This is a genomic window from Herbaspirillum rhizosphaerae (genome assembly GCF_001189965.1).
Classification (GTDB): Bacteria; Pseudomonadota; Gammaproteobacteria; order Burkholderiales; family Burkholderiaceae_D; genus Herbaspirillum; species Herbaspirillum rhizosphaerae.
In genome coordinates this window covers 67,079-85,832 of sequence record NZ_LFLU01000021.1, presented here as the reverse complement: position 1 = coordinate 85,832, position 18,754 = coordinate 67,079, and the positions used below count along the sequence as shown (strand labels likewise).

Sequence of the window (18,754 nt, the reverse complement as noted above, 5' to 3'; positions counted from 1 at the left end):
CTTGATCGAAGAAAGAACAATATCAGTTACCTAATAGCTGGTTGAAAACAAAAACAAGCCATCGCGCTCAGCGATTAACCAGCCCCTGCACCTCATCCCAAGTCACCGCATAAGCCCCCGCCCGCGCCGCCGACAACGCAGCCGCCGCAGCAGCACATTGCAGATGCTCAATCACCGGCGCATCCGGCTGGCGCAAGATGCTGGCAATCCATCCTCCCATCGCTGCAACCAACGGTATCAATCACTTCAACCCGATAAGTTGGTCGATCAATAGCATTTGCCATTTGATTCACTAAGTGTCGGTAGCGTCGCGTATGAGCAGAATCCGAACCTACGGTACCGGGACTATTGGCGTCACCACTGATTGTGAATTAGGGACAGAAAAATTTTCGATATCCATCGGACATCAAGTTTTCGCAGTAATTTGCGACAACAATTAATTTGCGAGGTGAGTTCCCGCCAGAAGGCTTGTCTGCTGTTGTTGTGGCTCTATGGGGAAGGCGCTATGTCGCGTCGCTGACCTAGTTCCGTCAACGTCTGCCGCGCGTTCACATTCGCAAATTAATTGATAACAGGTCCTAACAAAATGAATCACTTTTCGACGCTTGGCAGTACTCAGTATATTGCTAAAAAGAAATTAAAATGCTGGCAAAAAAATAATTAAGTGCTAAATTGATAATTGCTACATGGTAATTTTTTGTGGCGAATATTTATGAATAATTAATATTTTTTAACTTTCCGAGAGGCAAAAATGAAGAAAATTATTATTGAGCCAGTCCTGAAGTGCCAATCCAACGATGCATACAGAAGTGGTTGGTATAACCCTCAAAAATAAGTGTAGACCGTAAGTCAATACGAAGCGGATGACCAATGTTGTCCGCTTCGCCTGAGTAGGAGGCGCAATGTCAAACGAGACGGATAACATGCGTTGGCTCGATCATTGTCATTTTCTGAAAATCCATAAGGGGAGATTAATCTTCTGGGATTACAGGGCACATAGCCAATTTGAAATTGAGCTAGAGCATTTGAAAAGACTAATTGAGTTTTCCAATGGATCGGTGCCAGCTCCAACATCAATTGATCGCGCAATTCAAGAGGCAGGTGTACTTATCGATCAGAATGTCGAACCCAAATGGGGTTGGGACTGGCTCTCTCACATTTTTCATTTCGGAACGTGTCACCCCTCACCACCAGAGATAGGTGATGTTGATGAGTTAGCTTTGAAATATTCACAAAGCTACATTGATTTTTGCAAATCATTGGCATTCACCGAACCTGTAGTTGAAGTACTCAAAGGTGGAAAAGTCATACAGCTACCGCCACCTGATATGAGCGAATTAACAACAGCCTCTCTGTGGAGCACTCTTGTACAACGCCGTACCTGCCGCGATTTTGATGGGTCGAGTGTATTGCTGGAGGAGGTCTCTAATTTACTGTTCGCTACATTTGGCGATCAAAAATCATCTGATCCTACGATACCAGAGGGCGTCAATACATACGGCTTTCGGCGGACATCTCCTGTAGCGGGTGGGTTGCAAAGTACAGAACCATATCTATGGGCCATCAATGTAGCCGGACTAGCTCCAGGCATTTATCACTACTTATCCATGCGGCACCAGATTGAAACCATCAATGCTGGGTCCACAGAGCACCCTATTGGAACGTACCTATGTAACCAGCATTGGGCTAATGACATGGCGTTCGCAGTAGTAATGACTTGTCGTTTCGATAAGATGTGGTGGAAATACCCCCACTCTCGAGCCTATCGCCCTATGTTGATGGAAATTGGTCATTTGTCTCAAACGTTGAATTTATGTATTACGGCGTTAGGACTCTACCCATGGCTCACAGGTTATTTCCACGATAAAGAGCTGGCAGCGTTGATAGCGTGTGCGCCAGAAATTGAGCATCCAATGATAGTTGTTGGTGCTGGGCACGGCACCGGCAGCTCATTGTCGCGACAGGATCGAGAACTTTTGAAGAAATAAAAGGAAACTCAGAATGGTTAAAACACTAGTAGACGATTTTAGCGTTCTCGCCATTAAGCCTGGTCACGACGGCGCTATTGCCTACGTATCTAACGGCGAACTGAGGTTCTCTTTTGAGAGCGAAAAAGACAATGGGACCAGATATGCCGAAATCGATTCCGCGACTTTCATGAAGGCAATGTCTGCCTGCGATGGCATCCCAGATGTGATTGCATTAGGTGGCTGGAGCACGGGTTTAGATCCGGCTGGGGAGCCGATTGCAGCGGGCTACTGTGGACTTGCCCCCGGATTGGAGGTTCCCTTGAAATTTCTTGGGCGAACAGTTAGTTCGTTCACTTCAAGTCATGAGCGGTCCCATATTATGTGTGCATATGGTCTGTCGCCGTTCAAACAGGGAGATCCCTGCTATGTCTTGGTTTGGGAGGGGCATATCGGGGCATTTTATTTTGTAAACGAAGAAGTCACGATTACAAAACTGTCCGAGGCACTAGTTGATCCGGGTGTTCGCTACGCTTTTCTCTACGCTCTAGCAGACCCCACATTCAAAATGGGACGAGGGGCCATTCGGCTCAGCGATGCCGGTAAGCTGATGGCGATTACAAGTTACGCAACTGGAAAACACGTTTGTAAAGACGGGGCAGAAGTCGTTGATCGAATTCTTGACGCCCACATTAGGGGGGTGAATTTGTGTAAAGAAGACTTTGTGCTTAGCAAATTCTATAACTGTGGAGTGACCAATCCCGATTTTATCGAAGTTGCGAAATTACTTTCAGACCGCTTATATGAAATATTTCAGTCTGTGGCTCGCTCAGTAGTTCGGGAGAGTTATCCACTTTTGATCTCTGGTGGATGTGGCTTGAATTGCGAATGGAATTCAAGATGGATTGATAGCGGAATATTCAGCAATGTTTTCATACCCCCATGCGCCAACGATAGTGGTTCGGCTATCGGAACAGCGATAGACGCCATGTTTCATAAGACAGGTACGGCAAAGGTAAAGTGGTCCGTATATTCAGGAGAGCTACCTGTGGCAGATATAGATTCGTGTCCAGGATTCGAGGAGCACCCATATGATGCTCGAGCAGTAGCAGGAGTTTTAAAAAATGATCGTGTCTTGGGATGGATGAAAGGTCGATATGAAATGGGACCCAGAGCCCTCGGTGCCAGATCAATTTTGGCCTCTCCTAGATTACAGGAGACCTTGCTACGCCTAAATCAAATTAAACGACGCGAGAAATTTCGTCCGATCGCTCCCGTGTGTATGGAGGACGATATGGCCGATTATTTTTCTCCAGGAAACGCGAGTCCGTACATGCTTGAATTCAGGAAGGTCATTATGGGTGGAATTCCTGCCACTACCCACGTAGATCTCTCAGCCAGACCGCAATCGGTATCATCTGATCAGAACCCAGATCTTTATCAATTATTGATGCGGTTTCGTGACATTTCGGGCCTTGCTGTCTTGTGCAACACGTCGCTTAATTTCAATGGGGGAGGTTTCCTGAACCGCCTAAGTGATTTATACAAGTTTGCACTGCAGCACGAACTCGACGGTTTTATTTTTGAAAATCGGTTCTTCTTACGAGGCGGGGGACTATAGGTGCGGAAAAGCGACTTGGAGGTCTCTGAGAAAAGTGAGAGATGTCTTCTGACTGTTCAGACATTGGCCGGACTCGCACAATGGATCGATATATTTTTGATCTTCACCGTGCCGTCATTCGTATGGAGATCAAGCCCTGCCGAGATCGCTTTTTTGGCGTCATGTTTCGGCCTCCCCAGCTTATTCATCGGGCCACTGATGGGGGCGTTGTTGGATCGCGTCAATCCGCGCAAGATGATGGTAGTAGGGGCGCTGTCTCGCACGTTATTTACCGTGCTGATAGCGTTTGCGCCAGGACTCCAGGTTTTTGCAGGTTTGGTAGTGCTGAAAGGTTTAGCCAATTTACTTTATTGGCCGGCAAGCGCAATCGTAACCAACCAAGTTATATCCGAAGCACGTCGAGTAAAGTACTTTAGTAGTCAAAGCGCATTGGATCAGCTTGCCAAAATCGGTACGCCACTGGTCGCCGGATTCCTCGCATTGATGATGAATGGGCAGTTGGTGTTTCTCATATCGGCTCTCCTTACACTGGTTTGTGTGATGATGATCCCCCGCGTTGGTGGGCGCTTGCAACCTTCACAACCAATGCGTATGCGATCAGTTAACGGCTTGTTGCAGGATCTTTTTTTGGGATTTGGATCTATCAAAACTCTGCCTCGAAATCTCCTGGTCAGTATTGCTTTGAGTATTGGCCTGTCATTTGGATTGGCTATTTATGATCCTCATCTGGCAACCTTTCTTGACTCAAAAGGGTTTGATGCTGCCGTTTTCTCTATGATCATATCGGCCACCGGAGCTGGTGCCGTAACCGGCGCAGCTTTGATTCGTTTCGTATTCAATGAGCCGGAGCCTGTTACTTTGATGCGGATAGGTATTGCCGTCTTCACATTCTCACTTTCAGGCGCAAGCATTCTGTTCAATCTGGCGCCAGAACTGCCGGGATTTCGAGTGTTAGTTTTCCTTTGGTTTTTTAACGGTTTAGGGTACGAAATATTTGTTATAGGGAGTAGCGTTAATACGCAAAACCTTTGTCCGCCTGCACTGCTGGGACGTATAAGTACTTCTGTACGAAGTCTTCAAATGTCAACTATTGTTCTCGCCCCTAGTATAGGTGCTTGGCTAATTACCAATTATTCTCGGACCACGCCGTTTCTCATGACAACTATTGTGGCTTGGATACTATGCTGGACTGTCATGATCTTTCCAAGGATTCAGAAACATGAGTTATCAGTTGGTCAGTCGCTTAAAAAATAAAGTCACATGTCACGCCCTAATTAGTTCTTGTACTTCACTCCAAGTCGCCGCATAAGCCCCCGCCCGCGCCGCCGACAACGCCGCCGCAGCAGCAGCACATTGCAAATGCTCAATCACCGGCGCATCCGGCTGGCGCAAGATGCTGGCAATCCATCCCCCCATCGAGGCATCGCCGCAACCAACGGTATCGATCACCTCAACCCGATAAGCCGGTTGATCAATCACGCTGTCGCCCTTGATCCACGACAGACCGTCCGCCCCGCGCGTGAACAAAATCTCTGCTTGCGGCGCCAGTGACTTCAATGTCGCCAGAGGCTGCGCATCGCCGGGGAATAATTTCTCCAGGTCTTCATCCGACACCTTCACGTAATGCGATAGCGCCAGCAGCTTGCGCATCAGCACGTGATAGTCCGGCTGATCCATCAGCTTGCGCCAGTTCGGATCGAAGGCGATGCGCTTGCCGCGCTGTGCGCCTTCGACGGCAATCGCCAGCAGACGCGAGGCCAGCGGCTCGCGCGTCAGGCTGATGCAGCCGAAGTGCAGTACGCGCGCGTCGTCCATCCAGCCGGAAGGTAGTTTGCTCGGATCGAAATGCAGGTCGGCGCTGTCGTCGCCGACGAAGAAATAATCGGGCGGCGTGGTCGAGGTCACCATCGCCAGCAAGGGCGATTTATCGACCTGTTGCAGGTAGCGCATGTCGAGTCCGGCCTCTTGCGTGAGCCCGCGCAACTCTTCGCCGAAGACGTCGCTGCTGATGCTGCCCGCATAACCGGTCGCTACGCCCAGGCGGGCGCCGACGCGCGCGACGTTCCAGCAGGCGCCGCCGGGAAGGGCGCGCCATTCGCCGCCGGGCTGGCGGATGAAATCGGTCAGGGCTTCGCCGAAGACGACGAATTCGATAGGGTGTGGCATGGATGTCTCCGTGATGCTGATGCTGGAAAATTCTTGTTTTGACTGCGTTGAAAACTAGTCGTCCTGCAGCGCAAATTGTGCGCAGTATTCGTCCGTCACCAGGCCGGTCAGCCAGCCGCCGCGCAAGGCGCCGCGTACAGCCTCAGCCTTCTTGCGTCCGCCGGCCATGGCGATTACCGGCTTGGCGGGCGGTGTGCTGAGCGGCGGCGTGGTGATGCGCGCCGCCAGCGGCGAACGCAGCATCTTGCCGTCGGCGCCGAAGGCGTGGCAGATCAGTTCGCCGACTGCGCCTTGCTGCTGCAATTGCGCGACTTCGTCGTCGTCGATGAAACCGTCTTCATGCATCGCGCCCTGCAAGGCAATGGTGCCGATGCCGAGGAAAGTGACGTCGGCTTTCTGCGCCAGGCCGGTGACGATCTGATAGGCGCGGTGGTTGCACCACTGCTTGCGGTCCGCTTCGCTCTCGGCCACGCGCGGCGCTGGCAGCAGGTAAAAGCGGCTTTGCATTTTTTCGGCAGCGAGCAGGGCGACGTCGTAGCGATTGGCGGAGCCGTCCGAGGCGAAGGCGCCGATCATCGAGACGATCTGGTGCTGGGGCCTTTCCATCTCGCTGATTTTTTCGATGGCGGCCTTGAGCGTGCGGCCGGAACCGACGTTGACGATCAGCGGCGCTTCCTGGCGCAGATATTGTTCCATCAGTTCAGCGCCGGCCACGGCGAGCATTTGCTGCGTGCCTTGCGTATCGTCGCCGGCGCCGTCTTCGGCATGAGCGCTCGGCACCACGCGGCAGACTTCCAGCCCGTAGCGCTGCTGCAGGCCCTGCGCCAGTTCCAGGCAGGACGAAATCGGATGCGTGATCTGCACCTTCACCAGATTCGATGCGCCGGCGTAGGCCACCATGCGCTGTGCCATCTGGCGCGAAATGCCGAGGCGTTCCGCAATCTCGTTCTGGGTGTTGCCGGCGACGTAGTACATCCACGCGGCGCGCGCCGCCAGATCGAGTTTGGATGAGCTGGATGACATCGATTTTCCTTGTTATGAGCCTGCTGTCGTCTCCTCCACGCAATCCCATGGATGACAGTTCAAGCGATCCGGCATTGTACGGAGTTGGCCGGCGCCGTGGTCTGCGGTGATTCCGGATGACGACATCGCATTATTATCAAAATTGAATATTTGCTCAAGAAAAATGCAAATGCTTGACTTTCGATCGCCAATGTTTGATTATTTGCTCGCAAACAGATTTTTTGCTCAATAACTACATCGAGGCAAAGACGCTCCTTTCCGGACGTTCTTCAGCTCGCACACAATTGGAGACAAGCATGAAACTTCGCGCCCCCGTCGCACGTGTTGGTACACGCCTTGCTGCCGCTATCGCCATGTTCGGTTCTGTCGGCATCGCCGGCATCGCTGCCGCCGAGCCGGTCACACTGAACATCGCGTCCATCAACAACCCTGACATGATCGAACTGCAAAAGCTGTCGCCGCAGTTCGAAAAAGCCAATCCCGACATCAAGCTGCGCTGGGTCACCATGGAAGAAAGCGTCCTGCGCCAGCGCCTGACGACCGACATCGCCACCAACAGCGGCCAGTTTGACCTGATGACCATCGGCGCGTATGAAGCGCCGATCTGGGCCAAGAAGGGCTGGCTGGCGCCGATGACCGGCTTGCCTGCCGACTACGACGAAGCCGACCTGATCAAGACCGTGCGCGAAGGCCTGACCACCGACGGCAAGCTGTACGCGCTGCCGTTCTATGCGGAAAGCTCGATGACGTATTACCGCAAGGATCTGTTCGCGCAAAAGAATCTGAAGATGCCGGAAAAGCCGACCTGGGAAGAGATCGGCAAGCTGGCCTCGCAGCTGCATGATCCGGCCAAGGGCGTCTACGGTATCTGCCTGCGCGGACGCGCCGGCTGGGGTGAGAACATGGCGCTGGTCGGCACCATGGTCAATGCTTACGGCGGCCGCTGGTTCGACGAAAAATGGCAACCGCAGCTCGACACGCCGGAATGGAAACAGGCCGTCAATTTCTACGTCGACCTGATGCGCAAATACGGTCCGCCGGGCGCCAGTTCCAATGGTTTCAATGAAAACCTGGTGCTGTTCTCGGGCGGCAAATGCGGCATGTGGGTAGACGCTACCGTCGCCGCCGGCATGCTGTATCACGGCAAGGATTCCAAGGTGTCCGACAAGACCGCCTTCGCACCGGCGCCGATGGCAACCACCGACAAGGGTTCGCATTGGTTGTGGATCTGGTCGCTGGCGGTGCCGAAGTCGTCCAAGTCGCAGGATGCGGCGAAGAAGTTCGCTGCCTGGGCCACCTCCAAGGACTACATCAAGCTGGTCGCCAAGGATAGCGGCTGGGCCCTGGTGCCGCCGGGTACGCGCAGCTCGACCTACGCCTCAGCCGAGTACAAGAAGTCCTCGCCGTTCTCCGACTTCGTTCTCGATGCGATCCAGAATGCCGACGCCAATAATCCGACCGTGAAGCCGGTGCCTTATACCGGCATCCAGTTCGCCACGATTCCGGAGTTCCAGTCCATCGGCACCATCACCGGTCAGGCGATTGCCGGTGCGCTGGCGGGCAAGGGCACTGCCGATGCAGCATTGAAGACGGCGCAGGCGCAAACTGTGCGCATGATGAAGCAAGGTCGCTACATCAAGTAATGCCGACTTGCGTTCGCCCGGCCTGATGCCGGGCGGCGCATGACATCGTTTTACCGAATTCCGCCGGATCGTCTTCATGACGCCGGCCCGAACCTGATTGCATCGAGGCCGTCATGTCATCGATATCGAATACTTCTCCCATGCCATCCGAAGCCAGCGAGTCATCAACCACGCAGAAATCCGGCCGCGGAAAACGCGCTGGCGCCGAACGCTTCCTGCCTGTCCGTCTGCTGCAAACGCCCGCCGTGGCCTTGCTCTTTCTGTGGATGATCGTGCCGCTGGCGATGACGGTGTACTTCTCCTTCAATCGCTACAACCTGATGGCGCCCGACCAGACCGGTTTCGTCGGGTTGGAGAACTATCAGTTCCTGCTGGAGGATCCGGCCTTCTGGCCGTCGATCGCCAACACCGCATTGCTGATCGGTTCCGTCCTTGGCATCAGCGTCATCGGCGGCACCTTGCTGGCGGTGCTGTTCGACCAGCCGTTCCGCGGCCGCGGCATTGCGCGGCTGCTGGTGATCGGGCCGTTCTTCGTGATGCCGACGGTGGCCGCGCTGATCTGGAAAAACATGATCATGCATCCGGTCTACGGCATGCTGGCCTTCGTCATGCGCCACCTCGGCATGGAGCCGATCGACTGGCTGGCCGATTATCCGATGCTGTCGGTGATCATCATCGTGTCGTGGCAATGGATACCGTTCGCCTTCCTGATCCTGCTGACCGCGCTGCAGTCGCTCGACGGCGACCAGAAGGAAGCCGCGCAGCTGGACGGCGCCGGACCGATCCGCATCTTCTTCTACATCGTACTGCCGCATCTCAAGCGCGCGATCACCGTGGTCATCATGATCGAGACCATTTTCCTGCTGTCGGTGTTTGCCGAAATCTTCACCACTACCGCGGGCGGTCCCGGCACCGAGACCACCAACCTGACTTACCTCGTGTACTCCATCGGCCTGCAGCAATTCGACATCGGTATCGCCTCGGCCGGCGGCATCTTCGCGGTGGTGCTGGCCAACATCGTGTCGTTCTTCCTGGTGCGCATGCTGGCGAAGAATCTCAAAGGAGCGAACGAAAAATGAATGACACAAAAAAGAGTCCGCTCTGGGTCGGCCTGCTGGCATGGACCTGCGCCATCGTCCTGTTCTTCCCGATCTTCTGGGTGGCGATTACGGCGTTCAAGAACGAGCATCAGGCCTACATGCCGAGCCTGATCTTCATGCCCACGCTCGATACCTTCCGTGAAGTGTTCGAGCGTAGCAACTACCTGTCCTTCGTCAAGAATTCCATGATCGTGTCGCTGGGCTCGACCTTGCTGGCGCTGTTGATTGCCGTGCCGGCCGCGTATTCGATGGCCTTCTTCCCGACCGGCCGCACGCAGAAGCTGCTGCTGTGGATGCTGTCGACCAAGATGATGCCGGCCGTCGGCGTGCTGGTGCCGATCTATCTGCTGGCCAAGAACAGCGGCATGCTGGATTCGGTGACCGGGCTGACCTTGATCTACACGCTGATCAACTTGCCGATCGCGGTCTGGATGGCGTTCACCTATTTCAACGACGTGCCGAAAGAGATCCTCGAAGCGGCCCGCATCGACGGCGCCAACGCCTGGCAGGAGATGCTGTACCTGCTGCTGCCGACCGCCATGCCCGGCCTGGCCTCGACGGCCTTGCTGCTGATCATCCTGTCGTGGAACGAGGCCTTCTGGAGCCTCAACCTGACCAGCGTCGACGCCGCGCCGCTGACGGTGTTCATTGCCTCGTATTCCAATCCGGAAGGTTTGTTCTGGGCCAAGCTGTCGGCCGCGTCGCTGCTGGCGATCGCGCCCATCATGGCGCTCGGCTGGCTGGCGCAGAAGCAACTGGTGCGCGGCCTGACCTTCGGCGCCGTGAAGTGATGAAAGAACACATGAGCGTAAAAATTACCCATCTGGTGTGCGACTGCGACGGCGTGCTGCTCGACAGCGAAAGCATTGCGCTGCGCGTGCTGCATGAACATCTCCTGCCGCTGCTGAAGGACGCTGCCGACGGCGACAAGCTGCATCACGCCATTGCTTCCCGGCTCGGCATGTTCACCGAGCTGCTGCTCGACGAGCTGGACCTGGAGTTCGGCTTCGGCCTCAACGCTGCGCAGTATGCCGACATCAATACCGCCGTCGGCATCGCCTGCGGCGACGAAGTGCAACTGGTGCCGGGCATCGCCGAAGCCTTGCAGCAGATCGCTCTGCCCAAGGCCGTCGCCAGCAACAGCAGCAGCGACCGTATCGTGCAAGGTCTGCGCCGCTGCGGTTTGCTGGACATGTTTGAGGGTCATATCCACAGCGCCCACGACGTCGGGCGGCCCAAGCCGGCGCCGCATGTCTATCTGGCGGCAGCGGAGGGATACCGGATCGCGCCGCAGCAGTGCGTCGCGGTGGACGACAGCGTCACCGGCGTGCGCGCCGCCAGCGCCGCCGGCATGCGGGTGCTGGGTTTCACCGGCGTGGCGCACGACAAGGACGGCATGCAGCAGAAATTGCTCGCGGCCGGCGCCGAGCTGGTGTTCGACGACATGGGCGCATTGCCGGGGCTGATCGCCGCCTTGCTGGCGGAAGATGTCGCCTGAAAATCGGACGAACAAGCAGTATCCATACAGAACATCGTCGCCGTCGCCATCACCGGCAATCGCTGCGACGAAATCATTGAGACACAGAGAAACAAGGAGATTCCCATGGCCGCAGTCACTATCCGCAACCTAGCCAAGCGCTACGACGACAACGAGGTCATGCGCGACATCAACCTCGATATCGACGACGGTGAATTCGTCGTCTTCGTCGGCCCGTCCGGTTGCGGCAAGTCGACCTTGCTGCGCATGATTGCCGGCCTGGAAGACATCAGCGCCGGCGACCTCAGCATCGGCGAGCGCCGCATGAACGATGTGCCGGCCGCCAAGCGCGGCATCGCCATGGTGTTCCAGTCTTATGCCTTGTATCCGCACATGACGCTGTACGACAACATGGCTTTCGGCCTCAAGATCGCCGGCAAATCCAAGGGCGAGATCGACAGCGCCGTGCAGCACGCCGCCAAGATCCTGCACATCGACCATCTGCTCGACCGCAAGCCGCGCGCCTTGTCCGGGGGCCAGCGCCAGCGCGTCGCCATCGGCCGTGCGATCACGCGCCAGCCGAGCGTATTCCTGTTCGATGAGCCGCTGTCGAATCTCGATGCCGCCTTGCGCGTGAAGATGCGTCTGGAGTTTTCCAAGTTGCACGACGATCTCAAGACCACCATGATTTACGTCACGCACGACCAGATCGAAGCGATGACATTGGCGGACAAGATTGTGGTGCTGTCGGCCGGGCGCATCGAGCAGGTCGGCACGCCGCAGCAGCTGTATCACCATCCCGCCAATCGCTTCGTGGCCGGTTTCATCGGCTCGCCGAAGATGAATTTCATCGACGGCGCGGTGGCGTCGTTGAGCGAAGAGGGCGCGTTATTGCATCTGACCGGCGGCGGGCGTCAGCTTGCGGCGGTCGAGGCAGGGACGCTGAAGGTCGGCGACAAGGTCACGCTGGGCGTCCGTCCGGAACATCTGCGCATCGTCGACGACCAGCCGATGTTGCAGGCGCACTTCACCGCGCTGGAATTGCTGGGCGATTTCTCTTATCTGTATGCCGCCAGCGATGCTGCGGAAGAGTCCCTGATCCTGCGCGTGCCGGACAGCCTGAAGCTTGCCGCCGGCAGCGTGATCGGCGTCAGCGCGGATGCCCATCGCTGTCACTTGTTCCGCCAGGACGGCAGCGCCGTGCCGCGGCTTGCAGAACGTCCGGCGGCGGTGCATTGACGCCGCGGCGCAGAGATCACGATATATGGAACAGGCAACAAAGCAACAGAGGACAACATGAGCAATCGCGATTCAAAAAACGACCTGATCTGGCTGCACATCGGCGCCGGATCGTTTCACCGCGCGCACCAGGCAGTCTACCTGCACCATCTGCGCGAACGCGGCAACGACGAAGACCGCCGCTGGCAACTGGCGCTGGCCAATATCCGCCCCGATATGGCGCCGCTATTGCAGGCTTTACAGCAGAGCGAAGGCCGCTACACGCTGGAGACGGTGACGCCGCAGGGGCAGCGCGCCTATGAAACCATCCGCGCCATCCGCGACATCGTGCCCTGGGATGCGCAACTGAAGAGTCTCGTCAAAACCGGCGCCGAGCCGCGTACGCGCGTGATCTCCTTCACCGTGACCGAAGGCGGCTATTACCTCGACCACGAACATCGGCTGGACATCCATCAACCCGATCTGGCGGCGGACATCGATGGCGAGCGCCGCACCATCTACGGCGCCATCACGGCCATCCTGCAGGCGCGCCATGACGGCAACGCCGGCGGCGTGACGCTGCTCAACTGCGACAACCTGCGGCACAACGGCGAACGTTTCCTCGGCGGCTTGCAGCAATTCCTGGCCTTGCGCGGCCATCAGGATTTGCTGGAATGGGTGCGCAATAACGTCACCAGTCCCAACTCCATGGTCGACCGCATCACGCCGCGTCCGACCGATGCCGTGCGCCAGCGCGTCAAGGAAGCGACCGGCGTCGACGACCCCTGCGCACTGATGGCGGAGTCTTTCATTCAATGGGTGATCGAGGATGATTTCAAGGCTGGCCGTCCGGCGCTGGAAAAGGTCGGCGTGGAAATGGTCGCTTCGGTCTTGCCGTACGAGGAAGCGAAGATCCGCATCCTCAACGCCAGCCACAGCTGCATCGCCTGGGCCGGCACATTGATCGGCCTTAACTACATCCACGAAGGCACGGCGCACGAAGACATTCATCGCATGGCCTGGGATTACGTCACGCAAGATGTGATTCCCAGCCTGACGCCGAGCCCGCTGGATCTGGAAGCCTATCGCGACACCACGCTGGCGCGTTTCGGCAATCCGGCGATTCAGGACACCAACCAGCGCGTGGCGGCGGATGGCTTTTCCAAGATTCCCGGTTTTATCCGGCCGACCATCAGCGACAGCCTGGCGCGCGGGCATCAGCCGCGTGCGACGGCGCAATTGCCGGCCTTGTTCTTCGTCTTTTTGCAGCGCTGGAAGCAGGGCGCGCTGAGCTACGAATATCAGGACGGCGTGTTCGATCCTGCGGCGACACGCGCCATGCTGGACGCTGCCGATCCGTTGCGCGCCTATTGCGCCGACCCGCTGCTGTGGGGCGAGCTGGCAGGTTCCTCGTCGCTGGAACGCCTGCTGCGCGAAGCGGTGGCCGATATCGATGCCTGGCTGGCGGCTTCGACTAAAATGTCCGCATAAATGCCTGTACGCCGCATCGGCGGATGGAGACCGCAGGCGAACAAGGACAAATGAGAATACAACGAGGAGCACCATGTATCTGGGGATAGACCTTGGTACGTCGGAAGTCAAGGCGGTCGTGATCGGCGCCGGCGGCAAGCTGCTGGCGCTGGCCGGCACACCGCTGACGGTGTCGCGTCCGCACCCGCGCTGGTCGGAGCAGGATCCGCAGCAATGGTGGCAGGCGACCTGCGACACCGTTGCCAAGCTGCGCGCGCAGATCGGGCCGGAACAATTCATGCAGATCCGGGCAATCGGCCTGTCGGGCCAGATGCACGGCGCGGTGTTGCTGGATGCGCGCGATCAGGTGTTGCGGCCGGCGATCTTGTGGAGCGATTCGCGCAGCACCGAAGAATGCGCCGAGCTGACGCGGCGCTGGAATGAATCCGGCGATTTGCATGAAGTGGCGGGCAATCTGGCGATGCCGGGATTTACCGCGCCCAAGCTGCTGTGGGTGGCGCGGCATGAGCCGCAACTGTTTGCCCGGGTGGAATGTGTGTTGTTGCCCAAGGATTGGCTGCGCCTGCAGATGACGGGGCAAAAGATTTCCGACCCGTCCGACGCTGCCGGCACGCTTTGGCTCGATGTGGCGCGACGCGACTGGTCGGATGCCTTGCTCGCCGCCGGCGGCATGCATCGCGGACAGATGCCGGCGCTGGTCGACGGCAGCCGGGCAGCGGGTTTCCTGTTGCCGGCATTGGCGCAGGCATGGGGCTTGTCGCCCGAGGTCAGGGTGGCCGGCGGCGCCGGCGATGGCGCGGCGAGCGCGGTGGGCATCGGCGCGGTCAATCCGGGCGACGGTTTTCTCTCGCTCGGCACCTCGGGCGTGCTGTTCGTGGTCAACGACAAATTCCGTCCCAATCCGGCGCGCGCGATTCACGCGTTTTGCCACACCTTGCCGCAACGCTGGCACCAGATGAGCGTGATGCTGTCGGCGGCGAGTTGCCTGCGCTGGTTTTGCCGGCTGTGCAGCGTCGATGAAAAGACCTTGCTGGAAGAAGTGGCCTTGCTGGACGACGAAGCCTTGGCCAACGCGCCCCTGTTCCTGCCGTACTTGTCGGGCGAGCGCACGCCGCACAACGACCCCTATGCGCTCGGGACTTTCCATGGCCTGTCGCACGAGCATCAGCGCGCGGCGCTCGCGTACGCCGTGCTGGAGGGAGTGAGTTTCGGCATGGTGGATGGGCTGGACGCCTTGCGCGCCGCCGGCACCGGCGTGCAGCAACTGTCGCTGGTCGGCGGCGGCGCGCGCAGTGCGTATTGGGCGCAGCTGTTGAGCGATGCGCTCAATGTCCGCATCGTCACGCACGTCGGCAGCGAAGCGGGCGGCGCCCTGGGCGCGGCGCGCCTGGCGTGGCTGGCCGATGGCGGCGCGGAAGAAGTGGTTTGCCGCAAGCCGCAACAGCAGGACAGTTTTGCGCCGCGCAAGGAGCGGCATGATGCCTTGATGCCGCGCTTGCAACGCTATCGGGATATCTACCGGCCCTGGCCGGCATTGCCTTCCGGGGAAGGCGAAGAACCATAAAAAACGGCAGCCTGAAGCTGCCGTTTTCTTTGAGTCCGTCTTTTTCCGTTGCCGGTCGCAGCGCTTATCTGTGCTGGAACTTGAACACGGCAATCGCCTGCAACAGCCGGCCGGTCTGTTCTTCCAGGCTGCCGGCGGCAGCGGCGGCTTGTTCCACCAGCGCGGCATTTTGCTGCGTGCTTTCGTCCATGTCGGTCACGGCCTGATGTACTTGCGTGATGCCCGCGCTTTGCTGCTGGGTGGCGACGGTGATCTCGTTCATGATGCCGGTGACGCGTTTGACCGAGTCGACGATTTCCGTCATGGTGCTGCGCGCGTCGTCCACCAGGCGATTGCCGATGTCGACCTTTTCCACAGAATCTTCGATCAGCGTCTTGATCTCTTTGGCGGCGCCTGCGGAGCGTTGCGCCAGGCTGCGCACTTCCGAGGCAACCACCGCAAAGCCCTTGCCCTGTTCGCCGGCGCGCGCAGCTTCCACTGCGGCATTCAACGCCAGGATGTTGGTCTGGAACGCGATGCTGTCGATCAGGCTGATGATGTCGACGATCTTCTTCGACGACTCGCTGATTTCGCTCATGGTGTTGCCGGTCTTGGCCACCACGTCGCCGCCCTTGACCGCGATCGACGAGGCCGATGCCGCCAGCTGATTGGCTTGCAAGGCGCTGTCGGCGTTCTGGCGCACGGTGGCCGCCAGCTGCTCCATGCTGGATGCGGTTTCTTCCAGATTCGAGGCTTGCGCTTCGGTCCGGTGCGACAAATCCATATTGCCGCTGGCGATTTCGCGGGTGGCGCCGTTGATCGACTCCACGTTGGATCGGACGTCGCCGATGATGGCGGTGAGATTGATGTTCATCTGGCGCAGTGCGCGCAGCAGGCGACCGATTTCGTCGTGGCGGCCGGATTCGATGTTGTTCGACAGGTCGCCGCCGGTGATGGCGTAAGTGGCCTTCAGCGCGGCGTTGATCGGGCGCACCAGCGCGCTGTGCAAGGCGTACCAGATATACAGTGTGAGCAGGATGGTGGCGACGCAGATGCCGGTGTTGAGCCTGCTGTGATCGGTGAAGAAGCTCACGCCGGCGGCAACCAGCTGCAACGCCAGCATGGTGATCATCGAGAGGTTGATGCGCGTGTTGAGCTGGATCTTGCCGAGTTTGGCGATCCAGCCCTTCACGCCGGTCCTGACCACATTGCCTTGCTCGATGGCGATGCCCTTGGCCTTGCCTTTGCGGATATCGGCGTAGAGTTTTTCAGCAGAGGTAATATCCTGGCGCGATGGCTTGGTGCGCACCGACATGTAGCCGATGACCTGGCCTTTTTCGCGCACCGGGGTGATGTTGGCGAGCACCCAGTAGTGGTCGCCGCTCTTGCGGCGATTCTTGACCAGGCCGGTCCAGGGGATGCCCTTTTTGACGGTCTTCCACATGTCGGCGAAGGCCTGTGCCGGCATGTCCGGATGGCGTACGATGTTTTGCGGCGCACCCATCAGTTCTTCTTCGTGGAACCCGCTGACTTCGATGAAGTAGGGGTTGACGTAAGTAATGTTGCCCTTCAGATCCGTTTTCGAAACAATGGATTTGCCGTCTTGTAATGGATACTCGACATTGGTGACAGGCAGGTTCATCCGCATCTTTTTTCCCCGTGACAGAAGCGTTGTTATAGGCAGTTTGTTTGCAAGAAAGAAATGTTTTCTTCCTTGCAAACAGGTTACCTGGCGCTGTCCTTGTCTTCAGGAACGGATGTTTCGTCGCGCTGCGGCCTGCCAAAGATTGCAGTGTAAGTCGGGTAAAAAGAGCAATACATGACCACGGTCAATATTATCGACAATGGCAGCAAAATAAATACGATGATCGTCACGTTGTTGATCAGCAATGCAACGATGGTGCTGACGGCCGCCGGTAGCAGGATGCCGAGCACCAGCCACGCCAGTCCGTACAGCAGAAAGGCTTTGCCGGCGCGGCGCACGGCGAAGAAGCTGTAAAACAAGGCCTTGCCCAGCGGCATGTTTTGCCAGGTGATCAGCGGTGCGGCAAACCAGAACGCCATTGCCGCAGGGATATACACGACGGCGGCCAGCACCATCGCCAGGCTGATGTTGCTGCCTTCGATATCCTTGGGATTGAGACCGCCGGTGCCGGTCATGGCCTTCCAGAACGCGCCGCCGTCGACCAGCGCCGATACCGCCACCGCACCGAAGGCGGCGAGCAGATACAGTACGCCCAGCGTCAGCAGGGTGCGCAGCGCGGGCGAGCGGAAGCCGATCAGCAACAGGTTCGGGTACACGCGCTTGCCTTCTTCGATCTGCCGGCAGGCCTGCATGAAGGACATGGCGAATACCGGCACCAGGATCAGCGGCAGCAACTGGCCGATGACCGGCACGATGCCCAGCGCCAGCATCAGGAACATGTAGCTCAGGAACAGCGTCGATACTTCGGCAGGTTGCTTGCGAAACAGCGCAACGCCTTCCTTGACCCAAAGCCAGCCGGTTTTTGCAGGCAGTTTTTCCATAATCAGTTCAGTGGCGGATTGGCGTGCGTGACGCGCAATCTCAGGATACGTTCGAAGTGCACAGGATCGTGCGGCGTCAGCATTTCGGCGGCGCGCGGAAGATGGAAATCATACAGCCGGGACAGCCAGAAGCGCAGCGCGGCGGCGCGCAGGCTGGCGTTCCAGGCTTGCCGCTCGGCCGGCGTGAATGGCCGTACGGCATGGTAAGCGTCGAGCATGGCTTGCACGCGCGGCAGATCGAGTTCGCCGGTCGGCAGATCTATGCACCAGTCGTTGACGGTCACGGCCAGGTCGAACAGCCAGGTGTCGCAGCCGGCAAAGTAGAAATCGAAGAAACCGGTCAGGCGCGTGCCGACAAACATCGCATTGTCGCGGAACAGATCGGCATGTACCGGGCCGTTCGGCAATTGCGCGTAGATGTCGGAGGCGGCGAAGTCTTCCTGAAACTGCATTTCCGCGCGCAACAGGTTTTGCGTTTCTTCATTCAGATACGGCAACACGACCGGCGCCGTCTCGCGCCACCACGGCAAGCCGCGCAGATTGGGCTGGCGGATGGTGAAGTCTTGCGCCGCCAGATGCATCCTGGCCAGCATGGCGCCGACTTCGGCGCAATGCACGGGCTGCGGCTGCGGCTGATAGGCGCCTTCGAGCTTGGTGACGATCGCTGCGGGTTTGCCGTTGAGCGCGTTGATGATGCTGCCGTCCTGGTTGGGAATCGGCGCCGGCACCAGCACCTCGCGCTGCGCCAGGTGGCGCATCAGTTCAAGGTAAAACGGCAGTTGCTCGAAACTCAGTTTTTCAAACAGCGTGAGTACATATTCGCCGTTTTCGGTCGTGATGAAGAAATTGCTGTTCTCAATACCGGACGAAATGCCTTTGATGGCGAGCGCTTTGCCGAGAGAAAACTGGGGGATCCAGCCGGAGAGGTCATCCAGGCTGACCGGAGTAAAAACTGCCATGTGCGGAAATGATGAAGAAC

Annotated in this window: 15 protein-coding genes and 1 pseudogene; 10 read left to right on the top strand and 6 right to left on the bottom strand. The window is 57.8% G+C overall.

All coding sequences use genetic code 11. The annotated features are described in order from the left end of the window. Positions 1 to 67: 67 nt before the first annotated feature. Entirely contained in the window at positions 68 to 220 is a 153-nt protein-coding gene (locus AKL25_RS24335; protein WP_240475824.1) for a hypothetical protein, read from the bottom strand. Between the two features lie 682 nt (positions 221 to 902). Here AKL25_RS24335 and AKL25_RS23935 point away from each other — a divergent pair. The 3 genes from AKL25_RS23935 to AKL25_RS21480 are packed head-to-tail and all read left to right on the top strand — an operon-like array spanning position 903 to position 4,842. After that, a complete protein-coding gene (locus tag AKL25_RS23935) occupies positions 903 to 1,988 on the top strand; it encodes a SagB family peptide dehydrogenase (protein WP_083444824.1) in 1,086 nt (361 codons plus the stop codon). Between the two features lie 13 nt (positions 1,989 to 2,001). Next, positions 2,002 to 3,588 (top strand): carbamoyltransferase C-terminal domain-containing protein, encoded by a 1,587-nt coding sequence (locus AKL25_RS21485; protein ID WP_050479754.1) that lies wholly within the window; start codon positions 2,002 to 2,004, stop codon positions 3,586 to 3,588. 15 nt (positions 3,589 to 3,603) lie between these two features. Then, positions 3,604 to 4,842, top strand: a complete 1,239-nt coding sequence (locus AKL25_RS21480; protein WP_167541925.1) for an MFS transporter — start codon at positions 3,604 to 3,606, stop codon at positions 4,840 to 4,842. A gap of 9 nt (positions 4,843 to 4,851) precedes the next feature. On the opposite strand, the gene AKL25_RS21475 is transcribed toward AKL25_RS21480, so the two are convergent. Continuing rightward, the gene (locus tag AKL25_RS21475; RefSeq protein ID WP_050479752.1) at positions 4,852 to 5,754 is read right to left on the bottom strand and encodes a carbohydrate kinase family protein; all 903 of its coding nucleotides are present in this window, start codon (positions 5,752 to 5,754) and stop codon (positions 4,852 to 4,854) included. Positions 5,755 to 5,808: 54 nt separating this feature from the next. Further along, positions 5,809 to 6,777: a sugar-binding transcriptional regulator gene (locus AKL25_RS21470; protein WP_050479751.1), complete on the bottom strand. Its 969-nt coding sequence runs from the start codon at positions 6,775 to 6,777 to the stop codon at positions 5,809 to 5,811. 353 nt (positions 6,778 to 7,130) lie between these two features. Here AKL25_RS21470 and AKL25_RS21465 point away from each other — a divergent pair, with 353 nt between their 5' ends. The 7 genes and pseudogenes from AKL25_RS21465 (at position 7,131) to xylB (ending at position 15,270) form a co-directional block, all read left to right on the top strand. Beyond that, positions 7,131 to 8,420: an ABC transporter substrate-binding protein gene (locus tag AKL25_RS21465; RefSeq protein WP_240475827.1), complete on the top strand. Its 1,290-nt coding sequence runs from the start codon at positions 7,131 to 7,133 to the stop codon at positions 8,418 to 8,420. A 113-nt stretch (positions 8,421 to 8,533) separates the two neighbouring features. Beyond that, complete coding sequence (locus AKL25_RS21460) at positions 8,534 to 9,499, top strand: carbohydrate ABC transporter permease (protein WP_050479749.1); 966 nt, start codon at positions 8,534 to 8,536, stop codon at positions 9,497 to 9,499. Between the two features lie 29 nt (positions 9,500 to 9,528). Further along, positions 9,529 to 10,311 (top strand): annotated as a pseudogene (locus AKL25_RS21455) (carbohydrate ABC transporter permease); the annotation flags it as partial. An 11-nt stretch (positions 10,312 to 10,322) separates the two neighbouring features. Then, a complete protein-coding gene (locus tag AKL25_RS21450) occupies positions 10,323 to 11,018 on the top strand; it encodes an HAD family hydrolase (protein WP_050479747.1) in 696 nt (231 codons plus the stop codon). 105 nt (positions 11,019 to 11,123) lie between these two features. Further along, a complete protein-coding gene (locus AKL25_RS21445) occupies positions 11,124 to 12,236 on the top strand; it encodes an ABC transporter ATP-binding protein (protein ID WP_050479746.1) in 1,113 nt (370 codons plus the stop codon). A gap of 57 nt (positions 12,237 to 12,293) precedes the next feature. After that, positions 12,294 to 13,706, top strand: coding sequence for a D-arabinitol 4-dehydrogenase (dalD, locus tag AKL25_RS21440; RefSeq protein ID WP_050479745.1), 1,413 nt, complete (start codon positions 12,294 to 12,296; stop codon positions 13,704 to 13,706). A 73-nt stretch (positions 13,707 to 13,779) separates the two neighbouring features. After that, the gene (gene xylB, locus AKL25_RS21435) at positions 13,780 to 15,270 is read left to right on the top strand and encodes a xylulokinase (RefSeq protein ID WP_050479744.1); all 1,491 of its coding nucleotides are present in this window, start codon (positions 13,780 to 13,782) and stop codon (positions 15,268 to 15,270) included. Between the two features lie 64 nt (positions 15,271 to 15,334). On the opposite strand, the gene AKL25_RS21430 is transcribed toward xylB, so the two are convergent. The 3 genes from AKL25_RS21430 to AKL25_RS21420 form a co-directional block, all read right to left on the bottom strand. Further along, positions 15,335 to 16,897, bottom strand: coding sequence for a methyl-accepting chemotaxis protein (locus AKL25_RS21430; RefSeq protein ID WP_050479743.1), 1,563 nt, complete (start codon positions 16,895 to 16,897; stop codon positions 15,335 to 15,337). 77 nt (positions 16,898 to 16,974) lie between these two features. Further along, positions 16,975 to 17,775: a BPSS1780 family membrane protein gene (locus AKL25_RS21425; protein ID WP_050479742.1), complete on the bottom strand. Its 801-nt coding sequence runs from the start codon at positions 17,773 to 17,775 to the stop codon at positions 16,975 to 16,977. 2 nt (positions 17,776 to 17,777) lie between these two features. After that, positions 17,778 to 18,734 carry a homoserine kinase gene (locus tag AKL25_RS21420; protein ID WP_050479740.1) on the bottom strand — a complete coding sequence of 319 codons (957 nt, stop codon included), beginning with the start codon at positions 18,732 to 18,734 and terminating at the stop codon, positions 17,778 to 17,780. Positions 18,735 to 18,754: the final 20 nt, after the last annotated feature.